Here is a 13,695-nt window from a genome sequence, read left to right as displayed (position 1 = left end):
CTCCGGCGGGAGTATTTTTAAAAAGATGAAGAGGTTACTCGCCGCGTGGGAACCGGGCGTTTTCCTCGACGATGTTCAGATCCATATGATTGCGCATGTAGCGTTCGGACGCCTTTTGCAGCGGCTGATAATCCCATGGGTAATATCCGCCTTGCCGCAGTGCCTCGTACACGACCCAGCGTCGCGCCTGACTGGCACGGACATCCGCGTCGAAGCGCTCCAAATCCCAGCGGGTCTCGGACTTTGCGCGCAGGGTTTGCAGCGTGCCCGCATGTTCGGGGCTGTCTGCCAGATTGGTCAGTTCATGCGGGTCTGCCTCGAGATCAAACAATTGATCCGGGTCCAGCGCGCATCGATTGTATTTCCACTTGCCATAGCGCAGCGACACCAGCGGCGCATACGATGCCTCGGCCGCGTATTCCATGGCCACAGGTGCGGTTCGTTCCCCGCCTTGCGCCAGCGGCACCAGGTTTTCACCGTCCGTCCATGGGGCGATCTCGGCCATGTCAACACCTGCCAGAGCCCCGAGTGTGGGTGTGACATCGATGGTGGAAACTGGCGTATCGATCCGCCCGGCAGGCAAGTCCGGGGATGAAATCATCAAAGGTACGCGCGCCGAGCCTTCGTAGAAGTTCATTTTGAACCAAAGGCCACGTTCGCCCAGCATGTCACCGTGATCCGAGACGAACAGGATGATCGCCTCTTGCCGTGTCGTTTCGAGCACTTCGAGGATTTCACCGATCTTGTCGTCCAGATAGGAAATATTGGCGAAATAGGCGCGGCGCGACTTTCGGATATCTTCTTGGGTGATGTCGAAGCTACGCCAGTCGTTGGCATCGAAGATCCGCTTGGCGTGAGGATCCTGGTTGTCATAGCCGATATCAGCGATTTCGGGCAGCAGATGCGCGCAATCCTCGTAAAGGTCCCAGTATTTGCGACGGGCGACATAGGGATCATGCGGATGGGTGAAGCTGACCGTCACGCACCATGGGCGGTCATCCTTGCCGCGCGCAAGGTCATACAGTTTGGCCTTGGCGTTATAGGCGACCTCGTCATCATACTCCATCTGGTTGGAAATCTCGGCAACACCCGCGCCGGTCACCGATCCCATGTTGTGATACCACCAGTCGATCCGCTCGCCCGGTTTGCGGTAATCCGGTGTCCAGCCAAAATCGGCCGGGTAGATATCAGTTGTCAGGCGATCCTCAAACCCGTGCATCTGGTCCGGGCCGACAAAGTGCATTTTGCCTGACAGACAGGTGTAATAGCCGGCCCTGCGCAAATGGTGTGCGTAAGTTGGGATATCGCTGCGGAACTCAGCCGCGTTGTCGTAGACGCCGGTGCGTGAGGGTAATTGACCGGACATGAAGCTGGCCCGCCCCGGCGCGCAAAGCGGCGACGCAGTATAAGCGTTGGCAAAGCGGGTCGACCGTTCGGCCAGTTTCTTCAGGTTCGGAGCATGAAGCCAGTCAGCGGGACCGTCGGGAAAGAGGGTTCCGTTCAGCTGATCCACCATCAGGATCAGAATGTTTGGTTTTGTCATTTTTCAGCCTCGAGCAGAGTATCGAGCACGCGCATAGCGTGGTTCACGGCCAGTTGCGGTTCTTCCGGGGCGCTGAGTGCTGCGCGAATGTAGAGCCCGTCAATCAGGGCAATCATATTCTCGGCAGCCTCAACCGGATCCAGCATCCTTGGACGCAGGGCATGAACCAGATTCGATCTGATGCGCGCCTGATAGATCTGCCACAATCGCAGCGCGTCACTGTTGGTCTGCGCCAACACATAAAACGTCATCCAGGCGGCAGTCACGTCAGGTGTGAAACACGAAGGGGCAAAACAGGCGTGGATAATCGCCTCTGCCCGATTGCCCGGTTTGGCCGCTTTCAACTGGGCCCTGGCTTCGTCGCTGAAGTCGGCGAGGATCTGACGCATTGCGGCCAGAAATATCTGATCCTTTCCGCCAAAATAATGGTGTGCCAATGCGCTGGACATGCCCGCGCGTTTGGCAATCTGGCTTACGGTTACATCCAGGGATTTCTTGACACCCAGTTCAGCAATCGTCGCTCGAACAATCGCGTCCTTGCGGATCGGCTCCATTCCAACTTTTGGCATCGCTTTCCCCATACAGGTGTCATGCGACCAAGCTAGGATGTTTTTATTGACTCGTCAATCAATGTAAACACTGAGATGTCTTGTTACAGCTTCGGCGCAATACTGGGAGGCGTCAAGTCCCGCCGGTTCAACATGAACTCGCGCCATGAGATGAAGCTTACAGCGCCCAGTATCAGGGTTCCGCCAGCCACAACCCAAAGGTCGACGCTTTCGTGGAAGATTGCTGCACCCACAAGCGTGGCCCAGATCAACTGCAGGAAAGTGACGGGTTGTGTGACGGCCACAGGCGCGGCCTGCAACGCCAATGTCATGAAGTAATGACCTGCGGTCGCAAAGCTGGCCACCAGAAACAGAACCCCGAGTTCTTGCATACTGGGCCGGGTCCAGACGGCAACCGCAAATGGGATCAAGGCTATGGTTACCCAGATGGACAGATGCGCCACAACAACCGAAGGTGGAACGTCGCGGACAAGAAGCTTGGCCAGCAAATAGGACCCGCTTAGCATCAGGGCCGTTCCGAGCATGGCAAGGTGACCTTGTGAGACTTCGCGAAACCCGGGGCGCAGGATGACCAGCACGCCCACCAAAGCGACCAGAATCGCGGCGACCCTGCGAAAAGCCAACTTCTCACCCAGAAACAGGGCTGCACCCAAGGTGACATAAACCGGCGTCATGTAGTTCATCGCAGTGACTTCGGCCAAGGGAATTTGTGTCATGGCGAAGAACCAAAGCATGACAGCAATCGCGTGTACTACACCGCGCAAACCGAACAGCGTCAGCAGGCGGGGTGTCAGCCGGGTCGCCATGATCGACCGCAAGGCCGGTAACAGAAACACCAATCCCAGCGCATAACGCAGGAATGCGGCCTGGATCGGATTCATCGTCGTGCCCAGAGATTTGACCAATGCGGTCATCACAACAAAGGACAGCCCGGCGGCAAACATCCAGAACATAGCGGCAAGCGGGCGCGACGAAACGGCAAGCGATGTCATGGCTTAGGTTGAACACCGAAACCCTGCCGGGAACAACCCTTCACATGACAACAAGTTTCAGTGCGATACCCAGCATTACGACACCGATCACTGCATCCAGCACCTGCCAAGCGCGCGGGCGCGCAAACACCGGAGACAGAACACCTGCGCCGTATCCAAGTGAAAAGAAGAAGGCAAAGCTGGACGTGACCGCCCCGATGGCAAATCCGACCCGGTCATCATACTGTGCCGAGATGGAACCGATCAGAACCACTGTATCCAGATAGACATGCGGGTTCAGCCAGGTGAAGGCGAGAACGGTAAGCATTGCGGTTTTAAGGCTGGTTCGCGGGCCGTTGCCCGTTTCCATTACCGCGCCACCCCGCAGGGCAGACCCGAAACTGCGCAGCCCATACCACGTCAGAAAAGCGGCCCCGCCAAATCGCAGTACAGGTTCAAACCAGGGGGCTGAATGCGCCAGAGTCCCGAACCCTGTGACGCCTGCAACAATCAAAACCGCGTCAGACATTGAGCAGGTCAGGCACAGAAGAAACACATGTTCACGCCGCAACCCCTGTCGGAGAATAAAGGCGTTCTGTGCCCCGATGGCGAGGATCAGACTGAAACCCAGCGCGAAACCGGCGATCATGGACGTGGGCATGGGACCTCCTGCTATTGCAAGACGTTGACTAAGATCGTCGGTGCGATCTATCAAATTAAAGATGTTATCCCGAGTTAAGCCTGACTAATGTTGCTGGATCCTCTTCACCTGTCCGCTTTGTCTGCCATTCTGCGTCATGGCAGCTTTGATGCGGCTGCGGCAGAGCTGGCGGTGACGCCCTCGGCGATATCCCAGCGGATCAGGGCGCTTGAGGATCGGATTGGAGCCACCCTGATACATCGGAGCACCCCTTGCACCGGAACGCCCGCCGGGCTGCGCATCGCCCGTTACGCGGAAGATGTCGGACTGCTTGAGGCACAGCTGGTTCGAGAGCTTACGCTGGAGCAGGAATCAAGGTCCGCCCGCGTCCGCATTGCCGTACCGGCAGACAGTCTGGCCACCTGGTTTGTTGATGCGATGGCGCAGGTGCCTGACATGCTGTTCGATCTGGTGATCGACGATCAGGATCACTCCGCAGACTGGCTGCGGCGGGGCGAGGTAAGCGCCGCCGTCACCGTTGGTGGACAGACAGTGACCGGGTGCGACGCGATCCCATTGGGCGTGTTGCGGTACCTGCCAACGGCCAGCCCGGAATTCAACAACACCTGGTTTCGGGACAATGTGACCGAGGCAGAACTGGGCAAGGCACCCTGCCTGGTATTCAACCAAAAGGACGGGCTGCAAAGGGCATGGATTGTTCAGCACACTGGCAAACGCCTTTCACCCCCGTCTCATTTCCTGCCTTCTTCACACGGATTTGTGGACGCGGCGATTGCCGGGCTTGGGTGGGGCATGAACCCCGCGGCTCTGGTGCGGGAGGTTTTGAAACAAGGGCTGTTGCGCCCCATCGTGCCCGATGCGCCGCTGGATGTCGCGCTGAGCTGGCAGGTTGGGCGTGTTCTTGCGCCCGCACTCAAACCTCTGACCCAGGCTGTAAAACGTGCGTCAGAACGGATTTTGCTTCCGCCTCAAAGCAGCTAAACAGACACGACATTTTCGGAGGGACCGATGTTCTCACGTGACGCTCTTGGCTATGACCCTATTCCCCTGCCAGACCGATGCGACATCAGCGATACAGACATGCTGGGCGCGGCGCAGGCATTTTATGAAAAGATGCGTCAGCGTCATACTATCCGGGATTTCAGCCCCCGCCCCGTTGCCCGTGAGGTAATCGAAACCAGTCTGCGCACTGCGGGTACCGCCCCGTCAGGCGCCAATCACCAACCCTGGCATTTTGCAGCCATCTCGGACCCTGCCCTGAAACACCGCATCCGGGAAGAAGCCGAAGAAGAAGAACGCCGGTTCTACGCAGGTGGCGCCGGGGATGAATGGATCAAGGCGCTGGAGCCCATCGGCACCAACGCGGTCAAAGAACATCTGACAATCGCCCCCTGGCTGATCGTGGTTTTTGCCCAGCGCTGGGGGCAATTCGAGGATGGAACGCGGTACAAGAACTACTACGTCCCGGAAAGTGTGAACATTGCCACCGGCTTTCTGATTGCCGCGCTGCATCACGCGGGCCTCAGCACCCTGACCCACACCCCAAACCCGATGCGGTTTCTGAACGACGCGCTGGACCGGCCCGCGTCGGAAAAACCAACCATGATTATCGCGGTGGGACACCCGTCAGAAGGAGCGACTGTGCCTGCTGTGGCAAAACTCAAGAAACCCCTGGAAGAGATTTCATCCTTCTTCTGAGGCTTTCGCGACGCTCGCCAAAAACTCAATTCGAGGGCTGTTCCGCCTTTTTCCGTTCTGGTTGCATCATGCGGTAGCAGTTTATACAGGACACCAGACTGGCGACGACGATGAATGCGACGGCCATCGCGACCTCGTGCATATGGGCGACAGCGGCAAGGCCCGCAGACAACAACACCGCGGTTAAACGCGCGAACGCCTTGACCGCCGCCGATCCCCGCACCCGCTGCTCTTTGGGTGCCACATCCAGAAAATAGAGCTTGCGCGCACTGCTGATCCCGGTCACCGCAACGGTGACAATGAACAGCGCAATTGCATGCAAATGAACCTGATGGTCAATGCCCAAATAGTGGAACACCAAAAGGACACTGCCTGTTGCGGCGACCATCAATGTCCCGACCACCATGACCGCACGATGGGATTTCATGTTGATGGTTTGCCACAGAGGACCCGATACAAGATATCCCGAAGCGGAAGAAACGATCATCGCGGTCAATCCCTGTGTCGAGCTGTGATGCGCTTCGGCTGCGATGAGAGCGAAGAACGGAACAGACAGCGACACAGCAACCAAGGGCAGACGCATGATCATATACCGCCGGAACCATTGGTATTCGAACATGTCCAGAATACCCTTGATATTCGCCTTAATCGAAATGCCCCTTTCGGACTTCTGCGGCGTCGTCGGTGCACCCTCACGCACGGTTTCCGTCATCGCCAGCATGAACAGACCCGACAGCAGGAAGAATAAAACCGAAACGCCAATCATGACTGAATGGCGCGAAAAGGGTGGATTATCCTTGGTGAACTGATGCACCAGCAACGCAAGGCCAATGGCACATAGCCCCCCGGCACCAAGTTGCAGGTATTGCATGACCATGCGCGAACGCGCCTGAACGTGGTCCCCGAGCAGATCCGTAAGCATCAGGGTCTGCACTTCGCTGACAAGCCCGATCACCAGAAATACAGACAGGAAAACCGCCGCGATCAATGGGACAGCCCCGGTTGCGGCCGCAGCGATTGCCAGAACCAGACAGGCGCCAATGACCGCTTCGGTCAGCGCAATTGCACGTTTCTTCTTGCTTCTTGCCGCAACGGGTTGCGCTAAAAAGAAGTCCGCAATTAAACAACCGACCATCCGCACCGACACCAGCGCCCCCGCCACAAACATCGGCAACTCGAAGGAAACGGCTAAAAACGGCAAAACAACCGACGGGCTGCCGAGCGTCCACGCGACCTGAGACAGGATACTTTGCCCGGCCAGGACGGGCACGTTGCGCTTGGTCTGATCGGAAGTTTCGGATGTCATTCGTACTGTGTCTTCGTGTTTTCTGTATTTCCCGCACTTTCAGCCTAAGCGCATCGACTGTTTCAGCCAATAATTCAATAAAACCATCAAAAACCAAAAAACCCGGCCGTTGCGACCGGGTTTCAATGAGCTGGTATGGGTCAGCTTAAAGCTGCGCCATGACCTCATCGGTGGCTTCGAAGTTGGTCGTGACACGCTGCACGTCGTCATCGTCTTCCAGCGCATCGACCAGCTTCATCAGCTTTTGCATGTCCTCAAGGCCCAGTTCCGTCGTTGTGGTCGGTTTCCAGACCAGCTTGGTGGATTCTGATTCTCCAAGCGCGGTTTCCAATGCAGAGGAGACATCGTTCAGATCGGTATCCGCGCACCAGATGATGTGACCGTCTTCCGAGCTTTCGACGTCTTCGGCTCCGGCCTCAATGGCGGCCTCAAAAATCGTGTCGGCATCGCCAGCATCTGCCGGGTAAATGACCTCACCCTTGCGGTCAAACATGAACCCAACCGAGCCGGTCTCGCCCAGATTGCCACCGTTCTTCGAGAACGTGGAACGAACGGTCGATGCGGTCCGGTTGCGGTTGTCGGTCATGGTTTCGACAATTACCGCAACACCATTGGGCCCATAGCCCTCATAGCGGATTTCTTCGTAATCGTCGCCTTCACCCGCTTGGGATTTCTTGATCGCGCGGTCGATCACGTCCTTGGGGACCGAGTTCGACTTGGCTTCTTTCACCGCCAGACGCAGGCGCGGGTTCTTGTCGGGATCGGGGTCGCCCATCTTGGCGGCCACGGTGATCTCTTTTGACAGTTTGGAAAACAGTTTGGACCGCGCGGCGTCCTGACGCCCCTTGCGGTGCTGGATGTTGGCCCATTTGGAGTGGCCTGCCATAGTGCGTCCTCGTCATCATGTTTGCGTGTTCGGCGCTCATATAGACGTTTGAGGGGGGCAGGATCAAGAGAGCGGCTTGCGACGACCTCACCGCCTTGTATGGTGACGGCATGACGACAGATCAGATCATACTTTTTGCCCTTTTCATCACTGTCTTCGGAATGCTGCTTTGGGGTCGGTTTCGATACGATCTTGTGGCTTTTGCCGCGCTTATGATCGGCGTCGTTCTGGGTGTTGTGCCGGTGGGTGGCGCCTTTGCGGGCTTTGGCCACCCGGCGACAATTATCGTCGCGCTGGTGCTTGTGGTCTCTGCCGGTTTGGTCAGGTCGGGTGCGGTCTTTCTGATCACCCGCACTCTGGTTGATGCGTCACGCGGGCTGGGCGCGCATATTGCCCTGATGGGCGGGATCAGTGCGATTCTGTCGGCCTTCATGAACAATGTCGCGGCGCTTGCCCTGCTGATGCCCGTGGATATTCAGACCGCGCGCAAAGCGGGTCGCCCCCCCGGCCTGTCCCTGATGCCGCTGAGCTTTGCTACCATTCTGGGGGGCATGGTCACCCTGATCGGCACCCCGCCGAATATCATCATCGCTTCGATCCGGCAGGAAACGCTGGGCGAGCCGTTTCACATGTTCGATTTCGCCCCTGTTGGTGGAATAGCAGCGATTGCCGGTCTGGCATTTGTCGCGCTGATCGGATGGCGATTGATCCCCAATCGCGGCGTGCAACAAGAAACATCCGAGGTACTGGCCGAATACATTGCCGAACTGACGATCCCGCCGGGCTCTGCCCATATCGGCAAACGGGTCAGCGAGCTTTATGAAACGGCCGAAAAATCCGACGTGGCTATCATCGGCCTGATCCGGGATGGGAAACGGCGATATGGCCGGTCAACCCATGCCACATTGAACGATGGCGACGCGCTGGTGCTTGAAGCGCGCCCGGAGGCGCTGGACGAATTCCGTTCTGCGCTGAAACTGGATTTCTCGGACACGCGACGGCAAGAGCTGCTGACTGCCGAGGGCGAAGGTCTGGAAGTAATCGAAGTGGTCGTTCCCGAAAGCGCGCGCATAAGCGGCCGTACTGCGCAGGGTATCGGGTTGGCCTGGCGCCAAAGTACCGTCCTGATGGGCATCTCGCGTCAGGGTCGTCAGATCACCGAACAGGTTCGCAAGACCGAGGTTCAACCGGGAGACATCCTGCTGCTGCTTTGCCCTCGTGATCGCAGCGCTGATGTGACCGATTGGCTGGGGTGTCTGCCACTGGCCGAACGCGGATTGAACGTGACGGCAAACGACAAGGCCTGGCTGGCCATCGGTCTGTTTGCCGCTGCCGTGTTTGCGGCCAGTGTTGGGTTGATTTACCTTCCAGTCGCATTGGGGCTTGTCGTCATTGCCTATGTGCTTACCAAAGTCATGCCAATCACGGAGATCTATAACCACATCGAATGGCCCGTTGTCGTGCTGCTGGGTTCGATGATCCCACTGGGCAGCGCTTTGGAAACATCCGGCGGCACCGAGCTGATTGCCAATGCGCTGATCCAGCTGACTAACGGTCTGCCTGCATGGGCGATCCTGACGGTACTGATGGTCGTGACGATGACCTTGTCGGATGTACTGAACAACACCGCCACCGCCATCGTCGCGGCACCGGTGGGCATCCAGATGGCCCAAACGCTCGGGGTGTCGCCCGACCCTTTCCTGATGACCGTTGCCGTTGCGGCTTCGGCTGCGTTCCTGACGCCTATCGGTCACAAGAACAACACGCTGGTTCTGGGCCCCGGCGGCTATCATTTTGGCGACTACTGGCGCATGGGCCTGCCGCTGGAGGCTCTGATCATCGCGGTTTCCGTCCCCGCCATCCTTGTCTTTTGGCCGCTGTGACGGGTAAAGGCTGATCATGAAACGCTTTTTGATCCTGCAACTGCGCCCGGAAACGGATGCCTCCGACGCAGAATATGCTTCGATCCTGAACCGCAGCGGGTTATCGCCCGAACGCACACACCGCATCCGTCTGGATTGCGAAGACCTGCCGGAAGGGCTGAAAGTCGCCGACTATGCGGGGGTTATTGTAGGCGGCGGACCGGGATGCGTCAGTGATGACCCCGCAACCAAATCCCCGCTGGATGCCCGGATCGAGGCTGCGATCATGGGGTTGATGCCGCAGATCATCGAACAGGATCACCCGTTCATGGGCTGCTGCTATGGCCTTGGTATTCTGGCCGTACATCTGGATGGCAACGTCAGTAAAGCCCGGTACAGCGAACCTGTGGGGCCGTCCAGGTGCCGCCTGACCCCCGAAGGACAACAAGACCCATTGACCGCAGAATTGGACGCCACCTTTGATGCGTTTGTTGGCCACAAAGAAGCGGTTCAAACCCTGCCCGAGGGCTGCGTTCACCTTGTTGCGTCCGACCCCTGCCCGTTCCAGATGATCCGCTGGGGCCAGAACGTCTATGCCACTCAGTTCCACCCGGAAGCCGATGCCAAAGACTTTGAACAACGCATCAACATCTACAAGAACCATGGCTACTTCCCGCCCGAAGACGCGCAGAAACTGATCGACCATTGCCATTCGGCAGAGGTTACGCAACCCGGTGAAATCCTGCGCCGTTTCGTCCAGCGATACGAGTGACCCAACGGCGCGGTTGCCTGCGCCTTGCCCCCTCGCATAGGCTGATCTGACGCAACTTTGGGAGGGGTTGTCCTTGGATTTGCTTTTGAATGTCGGCTTGCCGGTGTCGCTTGCCATTATCATGTTGTCTCTGGGCATCGGGCTGGAGGTGGCAGACTTCCGTCGTATCCTGAGCCGGCGACGCGCCTTTGCCATCGGGGCGGTAAGCCAGATTGTTCTCTTGCCAGTCGCAGCCTTTGTGACGGTCACAATCTTTGGATTGCCCCCCGAGATCGCGGTTGGTTTCATGCTGCTCAGTTTTTGCCCGGGCGGCGTAACCAGCAACATCCTCTCCAAGCTCGCCAAAGCCGATGTCGCGCTTTCGGTCAGCCTGACCGCCGTGATCAGCCTTTTGTCGATGGTGACAATACCAATACTGGCCGCGTGGTCGATCAGGCACTTCATGGGCGACGAAGCCCCCGAGGTTTCGATCACCGGGCTGGCTGTTGCATTGTTTCTGATAACAACGCTGCCTGTGGCAATCGGGGTCGGAATTCGCTACTTTGCAACGGAGTTTGCAAACCGCGTAGAGCCGGGATTGTCAACGCTCGCGACCGTTTTGTTCGTGCTGATCGTTGCCGCGGCACTGGCCGGGAACTGGCAATTGTTCGTCGACAATCTTGGCATCATGGGCGCAGGCTTGATTTCTTTGAATATCGCCCTGCTGTTCATCGGGCTGGGGCTTGCGCGGATATCAAACCTGTCCTGGAATGAGTGCAAGACGATCTCGATCGAAACCGGAATTCAAAACTCCACGCTGGGCATTACACTGGCGGCGCTGATCACGAATACCGAAAGCGGGTTCAGCCCGCTGGCCCTGCCCTCGGCGGTTTATGGCATTACGATGTACGCCGTGGTTCTGCCGTTTCTTGTCTGGTTCCGCAGGCGCTGAAAGGACCGTTATGACAAACAACACTGCTGATGCGATCGTAATCGGTGCTGGTCTGGCCGGATTGGCCGCTGCGGCAGAACTGGGTGACCGGGGCAAGAAGGTGATCATTGTCGATCAGGAACCCGAAACCTTTCTGGGCGGTCAGGCGTTCTGGAGCCTTGGTGGACTTTTCATGGTCGACACCCCCGAACAGCGCCGCATGGGTATACGCGACAGCCACGATCTGGCGTTGCGCGACTGGATGGGCAGCGCACAGTTTGACCGTGACGAAGACGCATGGCCCCGTAAATGGGCCGAAGCCTATATCGAGTTTGCGGCTGGCGAGATGCGTCAGTGGCTGCACGAAATGGGCCTGCGCTGGTTTCCGGTCGTTGGCTGGGCCGAACGTGGCGGGTCTTATGCGACGGGGCATGGCAACTCGGTCCCGCGCTTTCACATCACATGGGGCACCGGCCCCGGCGTTCTTGAACATTTTATCCGACGTGTCCGCGACCATGTCAGCGCCGGATTGATCCAGATGAAGTTCCGCCACCAGGTCAGCCATATCATCATGCAGAACGGAACCGCCAAAGGTGTTTCCGGAGAAATTCTGGCCGATGACACCTCCCAGCGCGGTGGCAAAACCAACCGCGATGAGGTTGGCGAGTTCGAAGTTTATGCCCCGTCGATCATCGTCACCTCCGGCGGTATTGGCGGCAATTTTGACATGGTGCGTCAAAATTGGCCCCGGGACCGTTTGGGTGAGCCTCCCAAAGACATGGTTGCAGGGGTACCCTTTCACGTCGATGGCCGCATGATCGCAATCAGCGAAAAAGCGGGGGGCCATGTCATCAATGGTGATCGGATGTGGCATTACACCGAAGGCGTCCGCAACTGGGACCCGATCTGGCCCGCCCACGGCATTCGCATCCTGCCCGGCCCAAGTTCAATGTGGTTTCACGCCAGAGGTAACCGCCTTGCTCCGCCCTGTCTGCCGGGGTTCGACACATTGGGGACACTGCGTGAGATCCTGAAAACCGGATATGAATACAGCTGGTTCGTTCTGACCCAGAAGGTGATCAAAAAGGAATTTGCGCTGTCCGGGTCGGAACAAAACCCCGACTTCACTTCGGGCAGCTGGAAAGAGGTTATCCGCCAGCGCATTCTGTCAGGTTCCAGCGCAACTGCTCCGGTCGAGGCGTTCAAGGAAAAGGGTGAGGACTTTGTTGTTGCCAACACGCTGACCGAACTGGTCAACGGCATGAACCATCTGGGCGACACTCCGATAGATGAGGCTCAACTGCGTGCCCAGATCGAAGCCCGGGATTCGCAGGTCGACAACCCTTTTTCGAAAGATGCGCAGATGATGGCGATCCTTGCCGCGCGCAATTATCGCGGAGATAAACTGATCCGCACAGCCAAACCGCATAAGTTTCTGGATCCGGCCAACGGCCCGCTGATTGCCGTCAAGCTGCATATTCTGACACGCAAATCTCTGGGTGGGTTGCAGACCAATCTGGACAGTCAGATGATTGGATCAGACGGAAATGTGGTACCGGGCCTGTTCGCTGCTGGCGAAGTCGCCGGATTCGGCGGTGGCGGCTATCACGGCTACAACGCGCTGGAAGGCACATTCCTGGGCGGCTGCATCTTTTCCGGTCGCAATGCCGGGCGTTCAAGGGCCGTCGCCTGACGCACTTTCCCTGTTACTTGCGCACCAGTTTGATCACCGGTTGGCCCTGCGCATCCAGCAGAGCCAGAGCGTTGCCCTGCATCGCGAATGTCGTGACGTTCTGCAAGGCTTGCAGGAATTGCCGCTCAACCGCGTCCAGCGGGGGCGGGCACGCCATGAGTGTTGCCGCCATGTTGTCTGGAAACGCAATGCGATTGCCGGAAATCTCGGCCTGACCGCTGAACCGGTTGCAGCCGCTGCTTCCTGAAAAAACCCCATCCTGACCAAAGACAAGCTCGGGGCGTTTCTCGGATTCGACAGGCGCACCATTCAGGCCCGAGGCGGCCCATTGGGTGTTGTCCAGCGTTGCCGCCCCCTGCCCCTGGACCTGAACCAACAGAAGATCAGCGGCATTTTCTGCCCCATTCGTCAGAACGGGGTAAACGGTATCTGTGGTGAACAGCAGGTTTTGCCCCTGCATCACAGATGCCCGAACGCTATAGCGATGAGCATCCATGATCAGTGCATCGTCATAGGTCAATTTGAACTGCGCGGGCACCCCGCTCAGCGCATACCGTTGCGCGGCAAGCGTGACAGCGGGAGCATCGGCCAGCGAGATATCCTGAAGCTCGACATAAAGGGTTGCGTCCGGTGGCAGTGCAATGCGCTCTCGGTATGTGGCGGTCCCTTCAACAATACCGGCAATAGCGACACCGCTTAAAGCTGCCCAAGTTGCTGCACCCGCCCATATTGCGCGACCCAAATGCTGCATCGGTCAAATCCTTTTGCAAACCCTCTTCGCAAAAGATCGTGTGCCCTTGGATCTTTGCAAGATGCGCTTCGAC

Annotated in this window: 13 protein-coding genes; 6 read left to right on the top strand and 7 right to left on the bottom strand. The window is 57.9% G+C overall.

Annotated features, from left to right (window positions below; translation table 11 throughout):
- Positions 1–34: 34 nt before the first annotated feature.
- The 4 genes from betC to ACR0D9_RS00555 form a co-directional block, all read right to left on the bottom strand.
- Positions 35–1,543: a choline-sulfatase gene (betC, locus tag ACR0D9_RS00570; protein ID WP_480486369.1), complete on the bottom strand. Its 1,509-nt coding sequence runs from the start codon at positions 1,541–1,543 to the stop codon at positions 35–37.
- On the bottom strand, positions 1,540–2,112 hold the full coding sequence (betI, locus tag ACR0D9_RS00565) for a choline-binding transcriptional repressor BetI (protein ID WP_480475817.1): 573 nt from the start codon (positions 2,110–2,112) through the stop codon (positions 1,540–1,542). The genes betC and betI overlap by 4 nt, the downstream gene beginning before the upstream one ends.
- 83 nt (positions 2,113–2,195) lie before the next feature.
- On the bottom strand, positions 2,196–3,104 hold the full coding sequence (locus ACR0D9_RS00560) for a DMT family transporter (RefSeq protein WP_480475815.1): 909 nt from the start codon (positions 3,102–3,104) through the stop codon (positions 2,196–2,198).
- Positions 3,105–3,144: 40 nt separating this feature from the next.
- Complete coding sequence (locus tag ACR0D9_RS00555) at positions 3,145–3,744, bottom strand: LysE/ArgO family amino acid transporter (protein WP_480475813.1); 600 nt, start codon at positions 3,742–3,744, stop codon at positions 3,145–3,147.
- Positions 3,745–3,831: 87 nt separating this feature from the next.
- Between ACR0D9_RS00555 and ACR0D9_RS00550 the strand changes: the two genes are divergently transcribed.
- Both ACR0D9_RS00550 and ACR0D9_RS00545 read left to right on the top strand, forming a co-directional pair.
- Complete coding sequence (locus tag ACR0D9_RS00550) at positions 3,832–4,725, top strand: LysR family transcriptional regulator ArgP (protein ID WP_480537392.1); 894 nt, start codon at positions 3,832–3,834, stop codon at positions 4,723–4,725.
- A 27-nt stretch (positions 4,726–4,752) separates the two neighbouring features.
- Complete coding sequence (locus ACR0D9_RS00545) at positions 4,753–5,442, top strand: nitroreductase family protein (protein ID WP_480486373.1); 690 nt, start codon at positions 4,753–4,755, stop codon at positions 5,440–5,442.
- A gap of 25 nt (positions 5,443–5,467) precedes the next feature.
- Here the strand turns inward: ACR0D9_RS00545 and ACR0D9_RS00540 are convergent, their stop codons facing one another.
- Positions 5,468–6,748 (bottom strand): MFS transporter, encoded by a 1,281-nt coding sequence (locus tag ACR0D9_RS00540; protein ID WP_480537391.1) that lies wholly within the window; start codon positions 6,746–6,748, stop codon positions 5,468–5,470.
- Between the two features lie 145 nt (positions 6,749–6,893).
- The gene (locus ACR0D9_RS00535; RefSeq protein ID WP_480481976.1) at positions 6,894–7,634 is read right to left on the bottom strand and encodes a YebC/PmpR family DNA-binding transcriptional regulator; all 741 of its coding nucleotides are present in this window, start codon (positions 7,632–7,634) and stop codon (positions 6,894–6,896) included.
- 110 nt (positions 7,635–7,744) lie between these two features.
- Here ACR0D9_RS00535 and ACR0D9_RS00530 point away from each other — a divergent pair, with 110 nt between their 5' ends.
- The 4 genes from ACR0D9_RS00530 (at position 7,745) to ACR0D9_RS00515 (ending at position 12,871) form a co-directional block, all read left to right on the top strand.
- Positions 7,745–9,517 carry an SLC13 family permease gene (locus ACR0D9_RS00530; RefSeq protein ID WP_480481978.1) on the top strand — a complete coding sequence of 591 codons (1,773 nt, stop codon included), beginning with the start codon at positions 7,745–7,747 and terminating at the stop codon, positions 9,515–9,517.
- Between the two features lie 16 nt (positions 9,518–9,533).
- Entirely contained in the window at positions 9,534–10,268 is a 735-nt protein-coding gene (locus tag ACR0D9_RS00525) for a glutamine amidotransferase (RefSeq protein WP_480537390.1), read from the top strand.
- Between the two features lie 73 nt (positions 10,269–10,341).
- A complete protein-coding gene (locus ACR0D9_RS00520) occupies positions 10,342–11,199 on the top strand; it encodes a bile acid:sodium symporter family protein (RefSeq protein ID WP_480537389.1) in 858 nt (285 codons plus the stop codon).
- A gap of 10 nt (positions 11,200–11,209) precedes the next feature.
- Positions 11,210–12,871, top strand: a complete 1,662-nt coding sequence (locus tag ACR0D9_RS00515; protein WP_480537388.1) for an FAD-binding dehydrogenase — start codon at positions 11,210–11,212, stop codon at positions 12,869–12,871.
- Between the two features lie 13 nt (positions 12,872–12,884).
- Here ACR0D9_RS00515 and ACR0D9_RS00510 read toward each other — a convergent pair whose 3' ends face one another.
- Positions 12,885–13,622, bottom strand: a complete 738-nt coding sequence (locus ACR0D9_RS00510; RefSeq protein ID WP_480486381.1) for a YbaY family lipoprotein — start codon at positions 13,620–13,622, stop codon at positions 12,885–12,887.
- Between the last annotated feature and the right edge of the window lie 73 nt (positions 13,623–13,695).

Source organism: Ruegeria sp. AK11 (assembly GCF_056541095.1).
The sequence above is the reverse complement of the archived record's forward strand: the minus strand, read 5'-3'. Positions and strand labels throughout refer to the sequence as shown.

What these genes read in the sequence shown, in the direction of transcription:
- betC (WP_480486369.1), bottom strand. Translation starts at nt 1,543, where the DNA reads ATGACAAAACCAAACATTCTGATCCTGATGGTGGATCAGCTGAACGGA.
- betI (WP_480475817.1), bottom strand. Translation starts at nt 2,112, where the DNA reads ATGCCAAAAGTTGGAATGGAGCCGATCCGCAAGGACGCGATTGTTCGA.
- ACR0D9_RS00560 (WP_480475815.1), bottom strand. Translation starts at nt 3,104, where the DNA reads ATGACATCGCTTGCCGTTTCGTCGCGCCCGCTTGCCGCTATGTTCTGG.
- ACR0D9_RS00555 (WP_480475813.1), bottom strand. Translation starts at nt 3,744, where the DNA reads ATGCCCACGTCCATGATCGCCGGTTTCGCGCTGGGTTTCAGTCTGATC.
- ACR0D9_RS00550 (WP_480537392.1), top strand. Translation starts at nt 3,832, where the DNA reads ATGTTGCTGGATCCTCTTCACCTGTCCGCTTTGTCTGCCATTCTGCGT.
- ACR0D9_RS00545 (WP_480486373.1), top strand. Translation starts at nt 4,753, where the DNA reads ATGTTCTCACGTGACGCTCTTGGCTATGACCCTATTCCCCTGCCAGAC.
- ACR0D9_RS00540 (WP_480537391.1), bottom strand. Translation starts at nt 6,748, where the DNA reads ATGACATCCGAAACTTCCGATCAGACCAAGCGCAACGTGCCCGTCCTG.
- ACR0D9_RS00535 (WP_480481976.1), bottom strand. Translation starts at nt 7,634, where the DNA reads ATGGCAGGCCACTCCAAATGGGCCAACATCCAGCACCGCAAGGGGCGT.
- ACR0D9_RS00530 (WP_480481978.1), top strand. Translation starts at nt 7,745, where the DNA reads ATGACGACAGATCAGATCATACTTTTTGCCCTTTTCATCACTGTCTTC.
- ACR0D9_RS00525 (WP_480537390.1), top strand. Translation starts at nt 9,534, where the DNA reads ATGAAACGCTTTTTGATCCTGCAACTGCGCCCGGAAACGGATGCCTCC.
- ACR0D9_RS00515 (WP_480537388.1), top strand. Translation starts at nt 11,210, where the DNA reads ATGACAAACAACACTGCTGATGCGATCGTAATCGGTGCTGGTCTGGCC.
- ACR0D9_RS00510 (WP_480486381.1), bottom strand. Translation starts at nt 13,622, where the DNA reads ATGCAGCATTTGGGTCGCGCAATATGGGCGGGTGCAGCAACTTGGGCA.